Origin of the sequence: Comamonas aquatica (assembly GCF_018064205.1) — a bacterium.
In the GTDB taxonomy this organism is placed as follows: Bacteria; Pseudomonadota; Gammaproteobacteria; order Burkholderiales; family Burkholderiaceae_C; genus Comamonas; species Comamonas aquatica.
Window position 1 is genome coordinate 1,269,567 of record NZ_CP072916.1, and the last position, 15,371, is coordinate 1,284,937.

Annotated in this window: 13 protein-coding genes and 1 pseudogene; 3 read left to right on the plus strand and 11 right to left on the minus strand. The window is 65.8% G+C overall.

Translation table 11 applies throughout. The features are described 5' to 3' along the window. Nucleotides 1-12 precede the first annotated feature (12 nt). Nucleotides 13-3,078 carry a formate dehydrogenase-N subunit alpha gene (gene fdnG / locus KAQ61_RS06020; RefSeq protein ID WP_083215264.1) on the minus strand — a complete coding sequence of 1,022 codons (3,066 nt, stop codon included), beginning with the start codon at nucleotides 3,076-3,078 and terminating at the stop codon, nucleotides 13-15. Between the two features lie 385 nt (nucleotides 3,079-3,463). Between fdnG and mnmH the strand changes: the two genes are divergently transcribed. Together mnmH and KAQ61_RS06030 are read left to right on the plus strand one after the other, a co-directional pair. Beyond that, complete coding sequence (gene mnmH, locus KAQ61_RS06025) at nucleotides 3,464-4,513, plus strand: tRNA 2-selenouridine(34) synthase MnmH (RefSeq protein WP_210930786.1); 1,050 nt, start codon at nucleotides 3,464-3,466, stop codon at nucleotides 4,511-4,513. Nucleotides 4,514-4,638: 125 nt separating this feature from the next. Then, complete coding sequence (locus tag KAQ61_RS06030) at nucleotides 4,639-5,520, plus strand: pirin family protein (protein ID WP_210930787.1); 882 nt, start codon at nucleotides 4,639-4,641, stop codon at nucleotides 5,518-5,520. Between the two features lie 197 nt (nucleotides 5,521-5,717). On the opposite strand, the gene KAQ61_RS06035 is transcribed toward KAQ61_RS06030, so the two are convergent. The 4 genes and pseudogenes from KAQ61_RS06035 to KAQ61_RS06050 all read right to left on the minus strand — a co-directional run bounded on the left by KAQ61_RS06035 (nucleotide 5,718) and on the right by KAQ61_RS06050 (nucleotide 8,659). After that, nucleotides 5,718-7,340, minus strand: coding sequence for a methyl-accepting chemotaxis protein (locus KAQ61_RS06035; protein WP_210930788.1), 1,623 nt, complete (start codon nucleotides 7,338-7,340; stop codon nucleotides 5,718-5,720). An 86-nt stretch (nucleotides 7,341-7,426) separates the two neighbouring features. After that, nucleotides 7,427-7,570: pseudogene (locus tag KAQ61_RS06040) on the minus strand (tryptophan synthase subunit beta); the annotation flags it as partial. Continuing rightward, entirely contained in the window at nucleotides 7,567-8,043 is a 477-nt protein-coding gene (locus KAQ61_RS06045) for a GNAT family N-acetyltransferase (protein WP_338026757.1), read from the minus strand. The gene KAQ61_RS06045 and the pseudogene KAQ61_RS06040, both read right to left, overlap by 4 nt. 46 nt (nucleotides 8,044-8,089) lie before the next feature. Continuing rightward, nucleotides 8,090-8,659 (minus strand): helix-turn-helix domain-containing protein, encoded by a 570-nt coding sequence (locus KAQ61_RS06050; protein ID WP_045267868.1) that lies wholly within the window; start codon nucleotides 8,657-8,659, stop codon nucleotides 8,090-8,092. Nucleotides 8,660-8,701: 42 nt separating this feature from the next. Here KAQ61_RS06050 and KAQ61_RS06055 point away from each other — a divergent pair, with 42 nt between their 5' ends. Further along, entirely contained in the window at nucleotides 8,702-9,634 is a 933-nt protein-coding gene (locus tag KAQ61_RS06055) for an EamA family transporter (RefSeq protein WP_244982996.1), read from the plus strand. Nucleotides 9,635-10,019: 385 nt separating this feature from the next. Here KAQ61_RS06055 and mmsB read toward each other — a convergent pair whose 3' ends face one another. The 6 genes from mmsB to KAQ61_RS06085 all read right to left on the minus strand — a co-directional run bounded on the left by mmsB (nucleotide 10,020) and on the right by KAQ61_RS06085 (nucleotide 15,273). Continuing rightward, nucleotides 10,020-10,916: a 3-hydroxyisobutyrate dehydrogenase gene (gene mmsB, locus KAQ61_RS06060; protein ID WP_210930789.1), complete on the minus strand. Its 897-nt coding sequence runs from the start codon at nucleotides 10,914-10,916 to the stop codon at nucleotides 10,020-10,022. Nucleotides 10,917-11,022: 106 nt separating this feature from the next. Continuing rightward, nucleotides 11,023-11,445, minus strand: coding sequence for a DUF488 domain-containing protein (locus KAQ61_RS06065; RefSeq protein ID WP_210930790.1), 423 nt, complete (start codon nucleotides 11,443-11,445; stop codon nucleotides 11,023-11,025). Nucleotides 11,446-11,463: 18 nt separating this feature from the next. Next, complete coding sequence (locus tag KAQ61_RS06070; RefSeq protein WP_210930791.1) at nucleotides 11,464-11,967, minus strand: TfoX/Sxy family protein; 504 nt, start codon at nucleotides 11,965-11,967, stop codon at nucleotides 11,464-11,466. A 65-nt stretch (nucleotides 11,968-12,032) separates the two neighbouring features. Beyond that, nucleotides 12,033-13,199 carry an acyl-CoA dehydrogenase family protein gene (locus tag KAQ61_RS06075; RefSeq protein ID WP_210930792.1) on the minus strand — a complete coding sequence of 389 codons (1,167 nt, stop codon included), beginning with the start codon at nucleotides 13,197-13,199 and terminating at the stop codon, nucleotides 12,033-12,035. A gap of 63 nt (nucleotides 13,200-13,262) precedes the next feature. Beyond that, complete coding sequence (locus KAQ61_RS06080; RefSeq protein ID WP_210930793.1) at nucleotides 13,263-13,667, minus strand: lysozyme inhibitor LprI family protein; 405 nt, start codon at nucleotides 13,665-13,667, stop codon at nucleotides 13,263-13,265. A gap of 82 nt (nucleotides 13,668-13,749) precedes the next feature. Beyond that, nucleotides 13,750-15,273 (minus strand): CoA-acylating methylmalonate-semialdehyde dehydrogenase, encoded by a 1,524-nt coding sequence (locus tag KAQ61_RS06085; RefSeq protein WP_210930794.1) that lies wholly within the window; start codon nucleotides 15,271-15,273, stop codon nucleotides 13,750-13,752. Nucleotides 15,274-15,371 lie beyond the last annotated feature (98 nt).

The window sequence follows — 15,371 nt, forward strand, 5'->3', positions numbered from 1 at the left end:
AGCTATTTCTCCTTATGCCTTCTCAACCTTCACGAGGAAGGTCTTGGATTCAGGGGTCATGCTGTTGCCGTCACCGACCGACGCAGTCAAGTTGTTCGCCAGGTAGCCCTTGCGACCTGTCGAGGCAAAGCCCCAGTGGATCGGAATGCCCACGTGGTGGATGGTCTTGCCGTCGATCTGCATGGGCTTGATGCGCTTGGTCACCACTGCCGCAGCCTTGACGAAACCACGCTTGGACGACACCTTGACCTTCTGGCCGGTTTCGATGCCCAGCTCCTTGGCGAGCGCTTCACCAATTTCCACAAACTGTTCGGGCTGAACGATGTTGTTCAGCTGAACGTGCTTGGTCCAATAGTGGAAGTGCTCGGTCAGGCGGTAGGTCGTGCCCACGTGTGGGTAGTCCTTGGGATCGCCCGCGGTGCCCTTGGTGGACTCCAGGATACGCGCCGCAGGGTTGATGACCGCCAGCGGGTTCTTGGGATACATGGGGTTGTAGCCCAGCGGGTTGTCGAACGCCTCGTAGTGCGTGGGGAACGGACCTTCGTTCATGCCCTTGCGTGCGAACAAGCGCGCCACACCCTCGGGATTCATGATGAAGGGGTTGATCACCTCGGGATCCAGGCCCACGGCCACGTCTGGCACGTCCGCGCCGCCCCACTGCTTGCCATTCCACTTGATCAGCACGCGCTTGGGGTTGAACGGATTGCCCTGGCGGTCGCACGATGCGCGGTTGTACAGCACACGGCGGTTGGCCGGCCAGGCCCAGGCCCAGTTCAGCGTGTTGCCGATCCCGGTGGGGTCGCTGTTGTCGCGGCGCGCCATCTGGTTGCCCGAAGACGTCCAGCTGCCTGCCCAGATCCAGCAACCACCCAGGGTGGTGCCGTCATCGCGCATTTCGCCAAAGCCCGCCAGCTGCTCGCCCGCCTTGCGGATGAGCTTGGTGGGGTCCTTGGGGTCGTACAGATCGACCAGGGCGCGACCGTTGTATTCCTTGGCAATTTCCTCGGAAGTGGGGTGGTCGGCGTGCGAGTATGGCCAGTAGAGGTTGACGATGGGGTCGGGGAACTTGCCGCCGTCCTTCTCGTATAACTTCTTCAGGCGCAGGTGCAGGCCGGACATGATCGCGATGTCGGTCTTGGCTTCACCCGGTGCATCGGCGGCCTTCCAGTGCCACTGCAGCACGCGCGAGGAGCTCACGACGGCACCGTCTTCTTCGGCGAAGCAGGTGGTGGGCAGGCGGAACACCTCGGTTTGGATGGAGGCGGAGTCCACATCGTTGAATTCGCCGTGGTTCTTCCAGAACTCGGAAGTCTCGGTGACCAGCGGATCCATCACGACCAGGAACTTCAGCTTCTTCAAGCCTTCGCGGACATTGTTGGAGTTGGCCAACGCGGCCAGGGGGTTGAAGCCCTGCGCGATGTAGCCATTCACCTTGCCCTGCACCATCATGTCGGTGATCTGCAGCATGTCGTACTGCTTGTCCAGCTTGGGCAGGTAATCGAATGCCCAGTTGTTTTCCGCAGTCGCCGCAGGACCCCACCATGCCTTCATCAAGCTGACGTGGAACTTGGGTGTGTTGGACCAGTAGTTCATCTGGCCGGGACGCAGCAGCTTGGGCGTGCGTGCGGCGATGTACTGTTGGTAGTCTTGCTCGCGCTCGTTGGGCAGCGTCAGGTAACCCGGCAACGAAGCGGACAAGATACCCAAGTCGGTCAGGCCCTGGATGTTGGAGTGACCGCGCAACGCGTTCATGCCACCACCTGCAACGCCGATGTTGCCGCACAGCAGCTGGATCATAGCGCCGGTACGCAGCATCTGTGCGCCCGTGGTGTGCTGGGTCCAGCCCAGTGCGTACATGATGGTCGCCACACGGCCGGCCACTGCGGTCGAGGCAAACTGCTCGGCCACGTGCAGGAACTTGGCCTGGGGTGTGCCGCAGATGCTTTCCACCTTCTCAGGGGTATAGCCCGCGTAATGGCGCTTGAGCCACTGGTAGACGCAACGGGGGTGCTGCAACGTGGGGTCGGTCTTCACGAAGCCGTCTTCGCCCATCTCGTAGTCCCACGACGATTTGTCGTAAGTACGGGTCTCGGGGTTGTAGCCGGAGAAGATGCCTTCGTCGAACGCAAAGTCTTCGCGCACGATGTATGTGAAGTCGGTGTAGTTCTTCACATATTCGTGGTGAATCTTGTCGTTGGTCAGCAGGTAATTGATGATGCCGCCCAGGAACACGATGTCCGAGCCCGAACGGATAGGGGCATAGAAATCGGCTACGGAAGCAGATCGGTTGAAACGCGGATCGACCACCATGAAGTGCGCACCGTTGTGCTCCTTCGCTTCGGTCACCCATTTGAAACCACAGGGGTGCGCTTCCGCAGCGTTACCGCCCATGATCAGGATCACATCAGCATTCTTGATGTCGACCCAGTGATTTGTCATGGCTCCACGGCCAAACGTCGGGGCAAGACCTGCCACCGTCGGGCCGTGTCAGACACGTGCTTGGTTATCGAGCGCCAGCAGGCCCCAGGAACGGGCAACCTTGTGGGTGACGTAACCGGCTTCGTTGCTAGAGGCCGAAGCAGCCAGCATGCCGGTGGTGAGCCAACGGTTGACCGTTTGACCCTTTTCATTCTTCTCGACGAAGTTGGCGTCGCGGTCTTCCTTCAGAAGCTTGGCGATACGGTCCAGGGCTTCGTCCCACGACAGGCGCTTCCACTCGGTCGAGCCGGGAGCGCGGTACTCGGGGTACTTGAGGCGGTTGGGGCTGTGAACGAAGTCCAGCAGCGAGGCGCCCTTGGGGCACAGCGTGCCGCGATTCACGGGGTGATCGGGATCACCTTCAACGTGCATCACCGACATCTTGGCGTTCTTGACGCCGTCGCTGTAGGAGTACATCAGGATGCCGCAGCCCACCGAACAGTACGTGCATGTCTGCCGTGTGACGGTGGTTGCGGCCAGTTTGAACTGACGGACTTCAGCCAGGGCAGCGGTGGGCGAGAAGCCCATCACTGCCAGACTGGATGCCGCCAGACTCGAGCCAGTCACTTGCATGAACTGGCGTCTGGATAGTTGCACCATGGGGTTACCTTTTAAAACTTGACGCTTGTAGGCGAAATTCTAGTTATGTGTCTCATACAAGACCCACTCCCCAGCCTTTAACCGATAGCGCCTGCCGGGGAATGTATGCATATGGTTGCATAGATCGGCGGCACATATAAGGCGGGAAGAACCCGAGTTTTGTAGGTGCGGGCCGTGTGTGCTTTATGGAAAATCCAGCAAGCGCCGCCTGCAGCGGCGACAATGCGGGCCATCAACTGCAAGGTGTGCGCAACCCGTGAAGGCGGGTGTGCCACGTGTCGAGGGTCGACCCATCTTCGTGTTGGCGTACAGCGGTGGCTGCTGTGCGCAGATGCGCCGGTCGTCTTGTCTGCGTCGGCTTTTGTTCCTTGTTGCGGTTTTTTCCATGTCCCATCGCCAGCCCGTCCGTGTGGCCGATCTTGCTCAGTTCACGACCATCATCGACGCCCGCACGCCTGCAGAATTTGCCCTTGACCACATCCCCGGTGCGATCAACTGCCCGGTGCTGAGCGACGCCGAGCGCGCCACCATCGGCACCATCTACAAGCAGGTCAGCCCCTTCGAGGCCAAACGCCTGGGGGCGGCCCTGGTGGCCCAGAACCTGGCCCAGCACCTGCACACCACCTTTGCCGACAAGCCAGAGAACTGGCGTCCCGTGGTCTATTGCTGGCGCGGGGGGCTGCGCAGCGGCTCCATGGTGACGTGGCTGCGTCTGGTCGGTTGGGATGCCCAGCAACTGGCGGGTGGCTACAAGTCCTTCCGCCACCATGTGGTCGACGAGATCGAGCGCCTGGTGCCGCAGTTGCAGCTGCGCGTGCTGTGCGGCGCCACCGGCAGCGCCAAGACCCGGGTGCTGCACGCCTTGCAGCAGCAGGGTGCGCAGGTGGTGGACCTGGAGGGGCTGGCCTGCCACAAGGGGTCGTTGCTGGGCGCCTTGCCGGGCGTGCCGCAGCCCTCGCAAAAGAGCTTCGATACACAGCTGGTGGCCGTGCTGGAAACCCTGGACCTGAGCCGGTCGGTGTATGTGGAGGGGGAAAGCCCCAAGATCGGCCGCGTGGCCTTGCCCCTGCAACTGGTGCAGCACATGCGCCAGGCGCCGGTCATCGAGATCCAGGCCACCGAGGCGGCGCGGCTGGACTACCTGTTGCGCGATTACGCCTACCTGGGCGATGACGTGGCCTCGTTGTGCGAGCGGCTGGCCTACCTCAAGGAAATCCAGGGCAGTGAGACGATTGCCCGCTGGCAGGACTGGGCCCAGGCTGGCGCGTTGCCGCAGCTGTTTGACGAGCTGATGCGCCTGCACTACGACCCCCAGTACCAGCGTTCGCAGTCGCGCCACTTCACCCAATGGGGCGGGCGCCAGTCGCTGGCGGCCGACGACCTGTCCGAGTCCGCCTTCGCCCGTCTGGCCGGCGCGGTCGTCGCCCTGGGCTGACAGCGGGGCGCCCAGGCGCCACGGCCTGGATGCCGGCGGGTCTGGCGTGCCTGGATGACACCGGGCAGGCCCGCTGGGTGGTACAACGTCGCATGTTTGATGTGCCCCACCAGGAGTCTTGCACCATGTCCGAAGCACCCGTCCCGCCTGAACGCATCGTTGCCCGCACCAGCAGCCTGGGGGAGGGTATGACGGTGGCCCGCGTCCTGCCCACCCGGGGACGGCGCATGATCGGCGCCTGGTGTTTTCTGGACCACCTGGGTCCGGTGGATTTTCCGGCCGGCCAGGGCATGCATGTGGGGGCCCACCCGCACACCCGGCTGCAGACCTTCACCTGGATGATCGAGGGTGAAATCCTGCACCGCGACAGCCTGGGCTCGGAACAGGTGGTGCGCCCCGGTCAGGTGAATCTGATGACGGCAGGCTACGGCATTTCGCACACCGAAGACTCGGTCACGCCCGGTGCGCGCCTGCATGCGGCCCAGTTGTGGATTGCCCTGCCGGCCGCGGTGGCCGACCAGTCGCCCGCCTTTGCGCATTACCCGGTGCTGCCCACCTGGCAGGCACAGGGTTGCGACTGGGCCCTAATGGCCGGCAGCTATGGCGAACACACCGCGCCCACGCAGCTGCATTCCCCACTGGTGGGCTTGGAGGTGCGCTGCGACCGCGGGGCCACCGTGACGTTGCCGCTGCGCGCAGACTTTGAATACGGCTTGCTGCCGCTGACTGGCGGGCTGGCCGTGGCCGGCGAGACCTGGATTGCCAACGAACTGGCGTACCTGGCTGCCGGGCGCACCGCGGTGACGCTCCAGATGCAGGCCGGCACCCGGCTGCTGCTGATCGGTGGCGCGCCGTTTGCCGACCCGGTGACCATGTGGTGGAACTTTGTGGGCCCGGATCTGGTGAGCATCCGCGCCTACCGCGAGGCCTGGCAGGTCCAGAGCGAACGCTTTGGCAGCGTGCCCGGCGGGGAAGGGCGACGCCTGATGGCCCCGCCGCTGCCCTGAAAACGGATTATTCGGTTTTGATAGCTGCCTGCGCTTGCTGCACAGGCGCTGCAGGCCAATTTGGCTGATATTGGGCGGGGTCGGTCTGGGCGGCATCGCGCGTGTGGTCGCCCTGGGTGACGGCCCCCGCCCCTGGCCGAGGGCCCGGCGATGCTGGCCTACACCCTGTGGCTGTGCTCAAGGGGTGAAAATGGCCTCTAGCCTTGCAGCATCAGCGCGGGCTGCTCTGATTCCAGGAGTGCCTGTTCGGCCGACTGGGCGCTGCCGGGCAGGGTGAACTGCCGCACGGCCTGGTCCAGCACGCCGGCCTGGTCGCGCAGCGAGGCCGAGGCCGCACTGGACTGCTCCACCAGGGCCGCGTTCTGCTGGGTCATCTGTTCCAGCTCGTCCACGGAGCGCATCACCTCCGCAATCTGGCGGTGCTGGGTGTGGGCTGCCTCGCTGATCTCGGCAATCACCTGGGCCACGCGGTGCACGCTGCCCACGATGTCGTCCATGGTGCTGCCGGCCTGCCGCACCAGGCTGGTGCCGCTGTCCACGCACTGGGTGGAGGCGGTGATCAGCGCCTTGATTTCGCGCGCCGCCTCGGCGCTGCGGCCGGCCAGGGCCCGGACCTCGTTGGCCACCACGGCAAAGCCGCGGCCCTGTTCGCCGGCGCGGGCGGCCTCCACGGCCGCGTTCAGCGCCAGGATGTTGGTCTGGAAGGCGATGCCATCAATCACGCCGGTGATGTGGGCGATGCGCTCGGAGCTCTGGGCGATCTGCGCCATGGTCTGCACCACCTCCGCCGTCACCTGGCGCCCGCGCTGGGCCACGCTGGTGGCGGCCTGGGCGTGCTGGTGCGCGGTTTCGCTGGCCTGTGCGTTGTGTTGCACGCCCTGGCCCAGCTCTTCCATGGCGCCGGTGGTGGTCTGCAGGTGCGAGGCCGTGTCCTCCGTGCGCTCGCTCAGGTGGTGGTTGCCGGTGGCGATTTCCGCGCTGGCGGTGGACACCTGGCCCGAGGCGGCCTGCACCTGGGCCACCAGGCTGCGCAGGGCGGCCTGCATGACGGCCATGGCGGTCACCAGTTGGCCCACCTCGTCGCGGTTCAGCGCCACGATGTCCTGCGACAGGTCGCCGGCGGCCACGCGCTGCGCCATGTCGCGCGCCATGGTCAGCGAACGCATGATGGTGCGCACGCTGACCACCGTCACCGGCAGCATCACCAGCACGGCGATCAGCACCACGGCGGCCATCAGCCGCTTCATCTGCTCGGCCTGGGCGGTGATCTGCTGGCGGGCGGTGTCCAGCTCGGCCTGGGCCTGCATCACGGCGGCGCTCAGCAGGGCGTCCGCGTCATGGATGGCCGAGCGCACGAACTCGGCCTGCTCGGCCCCCTCGGCCGGGCTGACCAGGCCCTGGCGCACCTGCTCCAGCAGCGGGGACAGGTCGTTGCCATAGCGCTCCAGCGAGGTGTGGACCACGCCCAGCTTCTGGGCGTAGTCCGAGGTGTCGGGCTGCAGCATCCCCAGCATCTGGGCGCGTTCCTTGATGCTGGCCAGCGTGGCCTGCCAGCGGCCCAGCATCTCTTCGGCCCGGTCCGAGCTGTCGGCATTCACGATGGTGTTTTTCTCGGCGATCTGCAGGCTCCCTAGATTGGTGCGCAGCTCGCTGATATCGGTCAGGGTCTGCACCCGGGTGGCGAAGACCTCTTCCACCGTGTGGTGGGTCTGCTCCAGGGCATAAAAGCCCGCGCCGCCAATGGCGGCCAGCATGGCCAGGCAAAACAGGGTGCCGCAGTACAGGCGGCGCTTGATCGACAGGTTGGCAACGAAGTTCATCACGAATCCTTGGGTATGCCCCGCTGCTTGTGGCAACGGTATACAAAATGTTTCGCAAATTTCGCGCCAACCTCTTGACGATCGTTTTATAGGTTGAGGATTTTGGCCACATAGTCCGCATCCTTGTCGCCACGGCCGGACAGGTTGACCAGGATGTGCTGGTCCGCGCCCAGCGTGGGGGCGGTGCGCATGGCCCAGGCCACGGCGTGGGCGCTTTCGAGTGCCATCACGCCGCAGCGCCGCCGGCCGATGGCGCCGGTTTCAGCATGTCGATATGGGGAATGCCATCTTCGTCATAGACATCCCCGACGGCCTGGAATCCGAGCGGTCCATAGAACTTTTCGAGGTGCGCCTGCGCACCGATCCGTATGCCTTGGCCGGGAAAGTGTTTTTCCGTGAAGGCGATGGCCTCGGCGACCAGCGCACGGCCAATTTGGATGTTGCGGAATTGGGCCAGCGTGATCACACGCCCGATCGAAGGCTCCGTGTATTTGAGCCCGGGATCCACGACCCGGGCATAGGCCGCCAGCTCGCCCCCCACCGTCACCCGCAGGTGCCAGGACTGTGGGTCCAAGCCGTCGGCGTCCTGGTAGGCGCACTGCTGCTCGACGATGAAGATCGATTCTCGGGCGCGGAGCACTTCGTAGATTTCCAGGGCCGTGAAGGCCTCCAGGCGGTTCCAGTGGTAGTTCAGATGCATCATGTGGTGAGCGGGGGGGGCAGGGGCGAGGCGGCGTTGCCGATGGGGGTCAGCGAAAGTGGCGCTTGGTGACCAGATAGCGCGCAGCGGTCGTTCCGCTGTTGCCAAAGGATTGTTCTTCGTGGGTGGACACGCGCGCGCAGTCCCCGGGCTGTAGTTCGTAGACGGTGACCCCGCTGGTGAGCGTCAATTGGCCTTCAAGCAGCAGGATTTGATCGTCCGAGTGCAGCGTGGCGCTGGCGGCAAAGCTGACGGTTTGCCCCGGTGGCAACTCGACCGCCACGATCTCCACCTCGGCAGCATCGCCCGGTGGGGACAGCAGCCGCCGGACATAGCCCGTGGCCGGGTCTGTCCATTGCTGCTGCTCCTGCACGCGCTGGATCGCGGTGGGGGCCGACCGGGGCTCGCGCATCAGGGCCGACATGCTCAGGCCCATGGCATCACCGATGCGCGAGAGCAGCACGGCGGTGGGGCTGCTCTCCCCGCGCTCGATCTTGGAAATCATGGCCCGGCTCACGCCCGCCTGGGTCGCTAGCTGGTCCAGGGTCAGGCCGCGCCGCATCCGCTCTTCGCGAACGCGGTGGGGAATGAGGTGTTCGGGGGATGTGTGGGGCGACATGCATTCCATTATAGTGGATATCTACTATAGTGGAATATATGCGTGCAACGTATCTCGAATACGACAGCCGCGCCGGTGCTGGCGCTGCTGCTCAATGCGCTGGCCTGGGGTGTCGCGTGGTGGCCTTTCCGGCAGCTTCAGTCCTTGGGGCTGCATCCGCTGTGGGCGACCGCCTGCATCTACGGGTTGGCGGCCAGCGGGATCGGGCTGTGGCGCCCCCAGGCACTGGGGCAGGTCGTGCGCCTGCCGTCGCTGTGGGGCATCGTCATCGCCTCCGACCTGACCAATGCGGCCTTCAACTGGGCCGTCAGCATCGGGGATGTAGTCCGTGTGGTGCTCTTGTTCTATCTGATGCCGCTGTGGTCGCTGCTGCTGGCAAGGCGGTTGCTCGGCGAAGCCGTGACGGTTGGTGCGTGCGTGCGCGCCGTGCTGGCGGTGGTTGGGGCCGCCTGCGTGCTGGCCGGCCCCGCGGCAGCCATCGGGGACATGTGGGCCAGTTCTGCCAGCCTTGCCGATGCCTTGGCCTTGCTGGCCGGCTTTGCCTTTGCCTTGAACACCGTGCTGCTGCGGCGTGCGGCCGCGGTACTGCGCGAAGGGCGGGCGATGGCCATGTTCCTGGGCGGGGCCCTGGTCGCGGGGGCTGCGGCCACCTTGTTGTCCGGGGCCGGGGATGCCGCAGTCCTGACCGTCACCTGGCCTGGCGCCGCGGCAGCGTGGGTGGGGCCCGTTGCGGGACTGGCCCTGGCTTTTCTGGTAGTGAACCTGTGCCTGCAATATGCCGTTGCCCGCCTCAGCGCCCGGGTGACGGCGGTGGTCCTGCCGTGCGAAGTGCTGTTTGCGGCCGTCACTGCCGTGTGGTGGGGTGGTGCCTCCTTGCATCTGGGGCTGGTGGTGGGCGGGGTGTGCATCCTGTCCGCGGCAATAGCCAGTGTTTGGGGGCATGCCAGGGCGGCGCCCGACCGGGTGGCCGAATGATCCATCGGAATGAGAGCGGCAGAACCCGGGGCGTGGCGCAGCCTGTGCGTGCAGGCTCCAAACGGCGCAGGGTGCGCCACGTCTGGCGAGGGTGAATGCTCGTCCTTCTTCCTTGCTCCGTGGTGGCGAGGACTGCGCTGGTGCTGTGGCGCGCTCCTGCTTCAGTCGTGGCCCCAGACCCCAGCCGGACGGTGCCGCTGCTTGCGCGATTGCACGGCTGGCACGTCCGGCTCGAAGAGCAGGTCACGGGGGCAGGGGGCCGCGTGCGCAGAGTGAATAGTTCTCTGAGGCCGTGGGTGCCAGAGCACCGGCACCCCCGAAAAAAACAAGCCGCCAGGCATGTGCCTGGCGGCCTGGGCGGGGGCATCCGCGGTGGCTCAGGCCCTCACGGCTTTTGCAGCATCTTGATGACGCTGGAGAAGTCCTGGCCACCGTGGCCCGCAATGCTGTGGGCCGCATAGATGGCGCGGGCCATGCCGCCCAGCGGGGTGCTGGCCTTGGTGGCGATGGCGTTGTCCTGGGCCAGGCCCAGGTCCTTGAGCATCAGGTCCGTGCCAAAGCCGCCGGCATAGCCCTTGCTGGCCGGTGCGTTCTCGTGCACACCGGGGAAGGGGTTGTACTTTTCCAGCGCCCAGTTGCCGCCGGAGCTGCGGCGCATGATCTCGCTCAGCACCTTGGGGTCCAGGCCGTTGGCCACGCCCAGGGCGATGGCTTCGCTGGTGCCCACCATCAGGATGCCCAGCAGCATGTTGTTGCAGATCTTGGCGGTCTGGCCGGCTCCCACGACGCCGGCGTGGAAGATGTTGGCGCCCATTTTCTCCAGGTAGGGCTGGGCGCGTTCCAGCTGCGCCGTGGTGCCGCCGACCATGAAGGTCAGCGTGCCCGCAATCGCGCCGCCCGTGCCGCCCGAGACCGGGGCGTCGATGAAGTCGATGCCGGCGGCATCGGCCGCCTTGGCCACCTTCTGGCTGGTGGCGGCGGCGATGGTGGAGCTGTCGATCACCAGCGTGCCCGGGGCAATGCTGGCCAGCAGGCCGGGGGCGCCGTCCTTGCCCAGGAACAGGGCCTCCACGTGCTGGCTGGCGGGCAGCATGGTGACCACCACCTTGGCGCCCTGCACGGCGTCCTGTGCGCTGAAGGCGGCGGTGGCGCCTTCAGCGACCACCTTGGCGACGGCCTCCTTGGACAGGTCGAAGGCGCGCACGGCGTGGCCGGCTTTTTGCAGATTGATGGCCATGGGGCCGCCCATGTTGCCGAGGCCGATGAAAGCGATGGTGGTCATACCGTTGTCTCCTGGTGGTGTTGAACTGTGGTTGTAATCTTCAAAAAAACTAGCTGTCTGCGCTGGTGTGATAAGGGCTGGAGGCTTAAAAGTCTTGCAATGTGAGCTAGCCGATGCTGAAGTCGGCCCCGCGCTCGGCCAGCAGGCTGCGCAAAATGCTGCGGTGGCAGCGGGCTTCATCCTCGCAGTAGCAGCCCAGCGCAAACGCCGTCTGGTGCGACAGGGCGGCCAGCAGGTCCAGGGTGCGGCTGGCGGGCGCGGCCGCCAGCTGCTTGCGAAAACGCTGCTGGAACTGCTTCCACAGCTTGTCGGCCTCGGCCGTCTGGCCCTGGGCCTGCAGCTGGTGCGACTGCAACGCCAGTTGCATGGTGTCGGCTTCGGGTGATAGCTCGGGGTACCAGACGTCGTAATAGTCGCGACTGGCAAATTCGGCCTTGGGCACACCGCGCGGCGGTCGGCGCACGGTGCCGATGCGCAGGCCTTCGCCCGCGCTGCGCGGGCTGCCAAGTTGAAGGATGCGGATGGGCATGGCGTGTCTCCGGGCCGGTCAGGCGTCGTCATCGAACACGGAGTGCTTGCGCGCAGGCGGGCGCGGCGTGGCCTTCGTGTTGCTGGGTGTTTTGGCCGTTTTGCGCAAGCTGGAAGCGCGTGGTGTGCTCTCTTTGGTGGAGCGCGTCGGTGCTCCGTCACCGCGTGCCGCCTTCTTGCGCGTGGCTTTGGCCAGCGGGTTGAAGGCCAGGGCCGCGGCGATCCAGTGCTGCCACTGCGCGCGCGTGGCGTAGGCGGCGGGGCTGATGTAGAAGTAGCCGTCCATCAGCCCCTTGCTGGACAGGGTGCGCACGCCCGGCGTTTCCGCCACGGCGGCGTGCGTGTCCGGCGGCAGGCGCACCAGCAGCTCGTGACCTTCCACGCCCAGGCACAGCTTGCCGTTGACCATGAAGACATGGCAGCCGAACATGCGCTTTTCCTCGACCTCGCCGGCCTCCAGCAGCGCTGCGCGCACGGCGTCGATGAGCTGCAGGGTGTCGTCGGACAGCGGGCGGGCAGGCATGGCGTTTTTGGGGTGAAAAAGGGTCTTGGGGCTTGTGCAGTGCGCGCTGCCAGCTATGAAAAATGTCAGCGGATGGCGTCGGGCGCGTCGGCCTCCAGCATGCGCCGGGCAATGATGACACGCATGATCTCGTTCGTGCCCTCCAGGATCTGGTGCACGCGCGCATCGCGCATCAGGCGCTCCAGCGGGTACTCGCGGATGTAGCCATAGCCGCCGTGCAGTTGCAGGGCTTCGTTGCAGACCATGAAGCCGGCGTCCGTGGCAAAGCGCTTGGCCATGGCGCAGTAGGTCGATGCGTCGCGCGCGCCGGCATCCAGCTTGGATGCGGCCAGGCGCACCATCTGGCGTGCGGCGACCAGCTCGGTCGCCATGTCGGCCAGCTTGAACTGCAGCGCCTGGAAGCTGGCAATCGCCTTGCCAAACTGCTTGCGCTCCTGCATGTACTGCTGCGCCTGGGTCAGTGCGCCCTGGGCGGCACCGATGGAGCAGGTGGCGATGTTGATGCGCCCGCCGTCCAGCCCCTTCATGGCGATCTTGAAGCCTTCGCCTTCCTGGCCCAGCAGGTGGTTGGCCGGGATGCGCACATTGTCAAAGCTGATGACGCGCGTGGGCTGGCTGTTCCAGCCCATCTTCTCTTCCTTCTTGCCGTAGCTGATGCCCGGGGCATCGGCCGGCACGGCAAAGGCGCTGATGCCCTTGGCGCCCGAGTCGGGGGCGCCGGTGCGGGCCATCAGCACCAGCACGTCGGTGCTGCCGGCGCCGCTGATGAAGGCCTTGGCGCCGTTGATCACGTAGTGGCCGCCGTCCTTGTCGGCCCGGGTCTTGAGCGAGGCGGCGTCCGAGCCGGCGCCGGGTTCGGTCAGGCAGTAACTGGCCAGCTTCTGTCCACTGGTCAGTGCCTCACCCCAGGTGGTGCGCACGGTTTCGGTGGCCCAGGTGCCCAGCATCCAGGTGGCCATGTTGTGGATGGTGATGAAGGCGGTGGTGCTGGGGTCGACGGCGGCCAGTTCCTCGAACACCAGCGTCGCATCCAGGCGCGGCAGGGCCAGGCCGCCGGCGTTCTCGGGGGCGTACAGGCCGCAAAAGCCCAGTTCACCGGCCTGGGCGATGGCCTCGCGCGGGAAGATGGCTTCGCGGTCCCATTCGGCGGCATGCGGGGCCAGGGCGGTCTGGGCGAACTGGCGCGCGGTGTCGGCAAAGGCGCGTTGGTCTGCGCTGAGTTCAAAGTCCATGGCGGTGTCTCCTGTTTCTTTGTTGTTGTGGAAGGCGGGGCCTGCGCATGCAGCGTCCGCAACTCAGGGCGGCGCTTCGCCGTGGTGCAGCCAGTAGCGCAGTTTGGCGTGGCGGGCCTCGGTCTGCTGCGTCAGGCAGTCGTGCAGGCGCTGGGGCCAGTCGGCGCGGCCCTCATCGCTGGCATGGCGGGCCTTGCAGGTGCTGGTGCGCTGGCGGCTCCAGGCGCTCTGGTCCTTGCGCAGGGCCGGGCGCTCGTGGGCCGACAGGGCGCGCATCACATCGCCATACAGAATGTTCTGCGCGCTGTCGGCCTGCTGAAAGCGCTGCACGGCGCAGGCATTGCGGCTGGCGGTGTCGCTGGCACCGGGTTCGCAGGCCGCGCCGGCCTGGGCCCGCACGGCAGGGCTGTGGATCAGCACGGCCACCAGCAAGCAGGCGGTGGCCAGGGAGGGGGCAGGCAAATTCATGCCTGCATCATCCCAGAGTTTGGTATCCAAACGGCCTCCTGCCCAATCTGCACCAGCGCTGCCAGCTATGCTTTGCGCAGTCTTACTTCAGGCTGATGGTGGTGTTCACGCCGTGGCTGGTGGTCGAGTCGTCGAACCAGCGCGCGGTGACCGTCTTGGTCTGGGTGTAGAACATCACCACCTGCTTGCCGTAGGGGCCCAGGTCGCCCAGCTTGGAGGCGCGGCTGCCGGTGAACGAGAACAGGGGCACAGGCACAGGGATTGGCACGTTGATGCCGACCTGGCCCACGTCGATCTCTTCCTGGAACTTGCGCGCAGCGGCGCCGCTTTGCGTGAAGATGGCCGTGCCGTTGCCGTTGGGGTTGGCGTTGATGAAGGCGATGGCTTCATCGATGTCCGCGGCCTCGGCAATGCACAGCACGGGGCCGAAGATTTCCTGGTCGTACACGCTCATGCCGGGCTTGACGCCGCTGAAGATGGTGGGGCCGACAAAGTTGCCCTTCTCGTAACCGGCCACCTGGGGCTTGCGGCCGTCCAGCTCCAGCTTGGCGCCGTCGGCAATGCCGCGCTCGATCAGGCTTTCCACGCGCGACAGGGCGGCGCAGCTGACCACGGGGCCGACGTCGGTGCCGGGCTCGGTGCCACCGGAGACCTTCAGGGTCTTGGCCTTCTCGACCAGCTCGGGGATCCAGTTGCGGGCCTCGCCCACCAGCACCACCACCGACAGCGCCATGCAGCGCTGGCCGGCTGCACCAAAGGCGGCACCGGCCAGGGCGTTCAGCGACTGCTCCTTGTTGGCGTCGGGCAGGACGATGGCGTGGTTCTTGGCGCCCATCATGCACTGCACGCGCTTGCCGTTCAGGCTGGCGCGGTTGTAGACGTGGGTGCCGACCTTGGTCGAGCCAACAAAGCTGATGGCCTTGATGTCGGGGTGGTCGCAGATGGCGTTCACCGCGTCTTCACCGCCGTGGATCACGTTCAGCACGCCGGGGGGCACGCCGGCTTCCAGTGCCAGCTCGCACAGGCGCATGGTGACCATGGGGTCCTGCTCCGAAGGCTTGAGCACGAAGGTGTTGCCGGTGGCGATCGCCATGGGGAACATCCACAGCGGAATCATGGCAGGGAAGTTGAAGGGGGTGATGCCGGCGCACACGCCCAGGGGCTGGTTCAGGGTGTAGGTGTCCACGCCGTTGGCCACGTTGTTGGCCAGCTCACCCAGTTGCAGGGTGCCGATGTTGGCGGCGTGCTCCACCACTTCCAGGCCGCGGAAGACGTCGCCTTCGGCGTCGGGCAGGGTCTTGCCCTGTTCGGCGGTCAGGATGGCGGCCAGCTCCTTCATGTTCTCGCGGATCAGCTGCTGCAGCTTCAGGAAGATGCGGGCGCGGGTGCCGATGGGGGTCTTCTTCCAGGTCTTGAAGGCTTCCTTGGCGTTGCTCACCGCCAGGTTGATTTCCTCGGGGGTGGCAAAGGGCACGCGGGCCAGCACCTCCTGGGTGGCCGGATTGACCACGTTGCGCCACTGGGTGGTCTTGGATTCGACCAGCTGGCCGTTGATCAGCAGTTTGACGGTCGGGGCCAGGACGGCTTGGGAAGCAGGTGCATTCATGGTGCGTGTCTCCAGGGTGTTGTAGGAATCAGGTGGGCTTGGCAGCGGCTGCGGTGCATTCGCCCGACCATGGAGGACATGCTAGGTGTGCAAAACTG

What these genes read in the sequence shown, in the direction of transcription:
- mnmH (WP_210930786.1), top strand. Translation starts at nt 3,464, where the DNA reads ATGTCCCATCGCCAGCCCGTCCGTGTGGCCGATCTTGCTCAGTTCACG.
- KAQ61_RS06030 (WP_210930787.1), top strand. Translation starts at nt 4,639, where the DNA reads ATGTCCGAAGCACCCGTCCCGCCTGAACGCATCGTTGCCCGCACCAGC.
- KAQ61_RS06035 (WP_210930788.1), bottom strand. Translation starts at nt 7,340, where the DNA reads ATGAACTTCGTTGCCAACCTGTCGATCAAGCGCCGCCTGTACTGCGGC.
- KAQ61_RS06045 (WP_338026757.1), bottom strand. Translation starts at nt 8,043, where the DNA reads ATGATGCATCTGAACTACCACTGGAACCGCCTGGAGGCCTTCACGGCC.
- KAQ61_RS06050 (WP_045267868.1), bottom strand. Translation starts at nt 8,659, where the DNA reads ATGTCGCCCCACACATCCCCCGAACACCTCATTCCCCACCGCGTTCGC.
- mmsB (WP_210930789.1), bottom strand. Translation starts at nt 10,916, where the DNA reads ATGACCACCATCGCTTTCATCGGCCTCGGCAACATGGGCGGCCCCATG.
- KAQ61_RS06065 (WP_210930790.1), bottom strand. Translation starts at nt 11,445, where the DNA reads ATGCCCATCCGCATCCTTCAACTTGGCAGCCCGCGCAGCGCGGGCGAA.
- KAQ61_RS06070 (WP_210930791.1), bottom strand. Translation starts at nt 11,967, where the DNA reads ATGCCTGCCCGCCCGCTGTCCGACGACACCCTGCAGCTCATCGACGCC.
- KAQ61_RS06075 (WP_210930792.1), bottom strand. Translation starts at nt 13,199, where the DNA reads ATGGACTTTGAACTCAGCGCAGACCAACGCGCCTTTGCCGACACCGCG.
- KAQ61_RS06080 (WP_210930793.1), bottom strand. Translation starts at nt 13,667, where the DNA reads ATGAATTTGCCTGCCCCCTCCCTGGCCACCGCCTGCTTGCTGGTGGCC.
- KAQ61_RS06085 (WP_210930794.1), bottom strand. Translation starts at nt 15,273, where the DNA reads ATGAATGCACCTGCTTCCCAAGCCGTCCTGGCCCCGACCGTCAAACTG.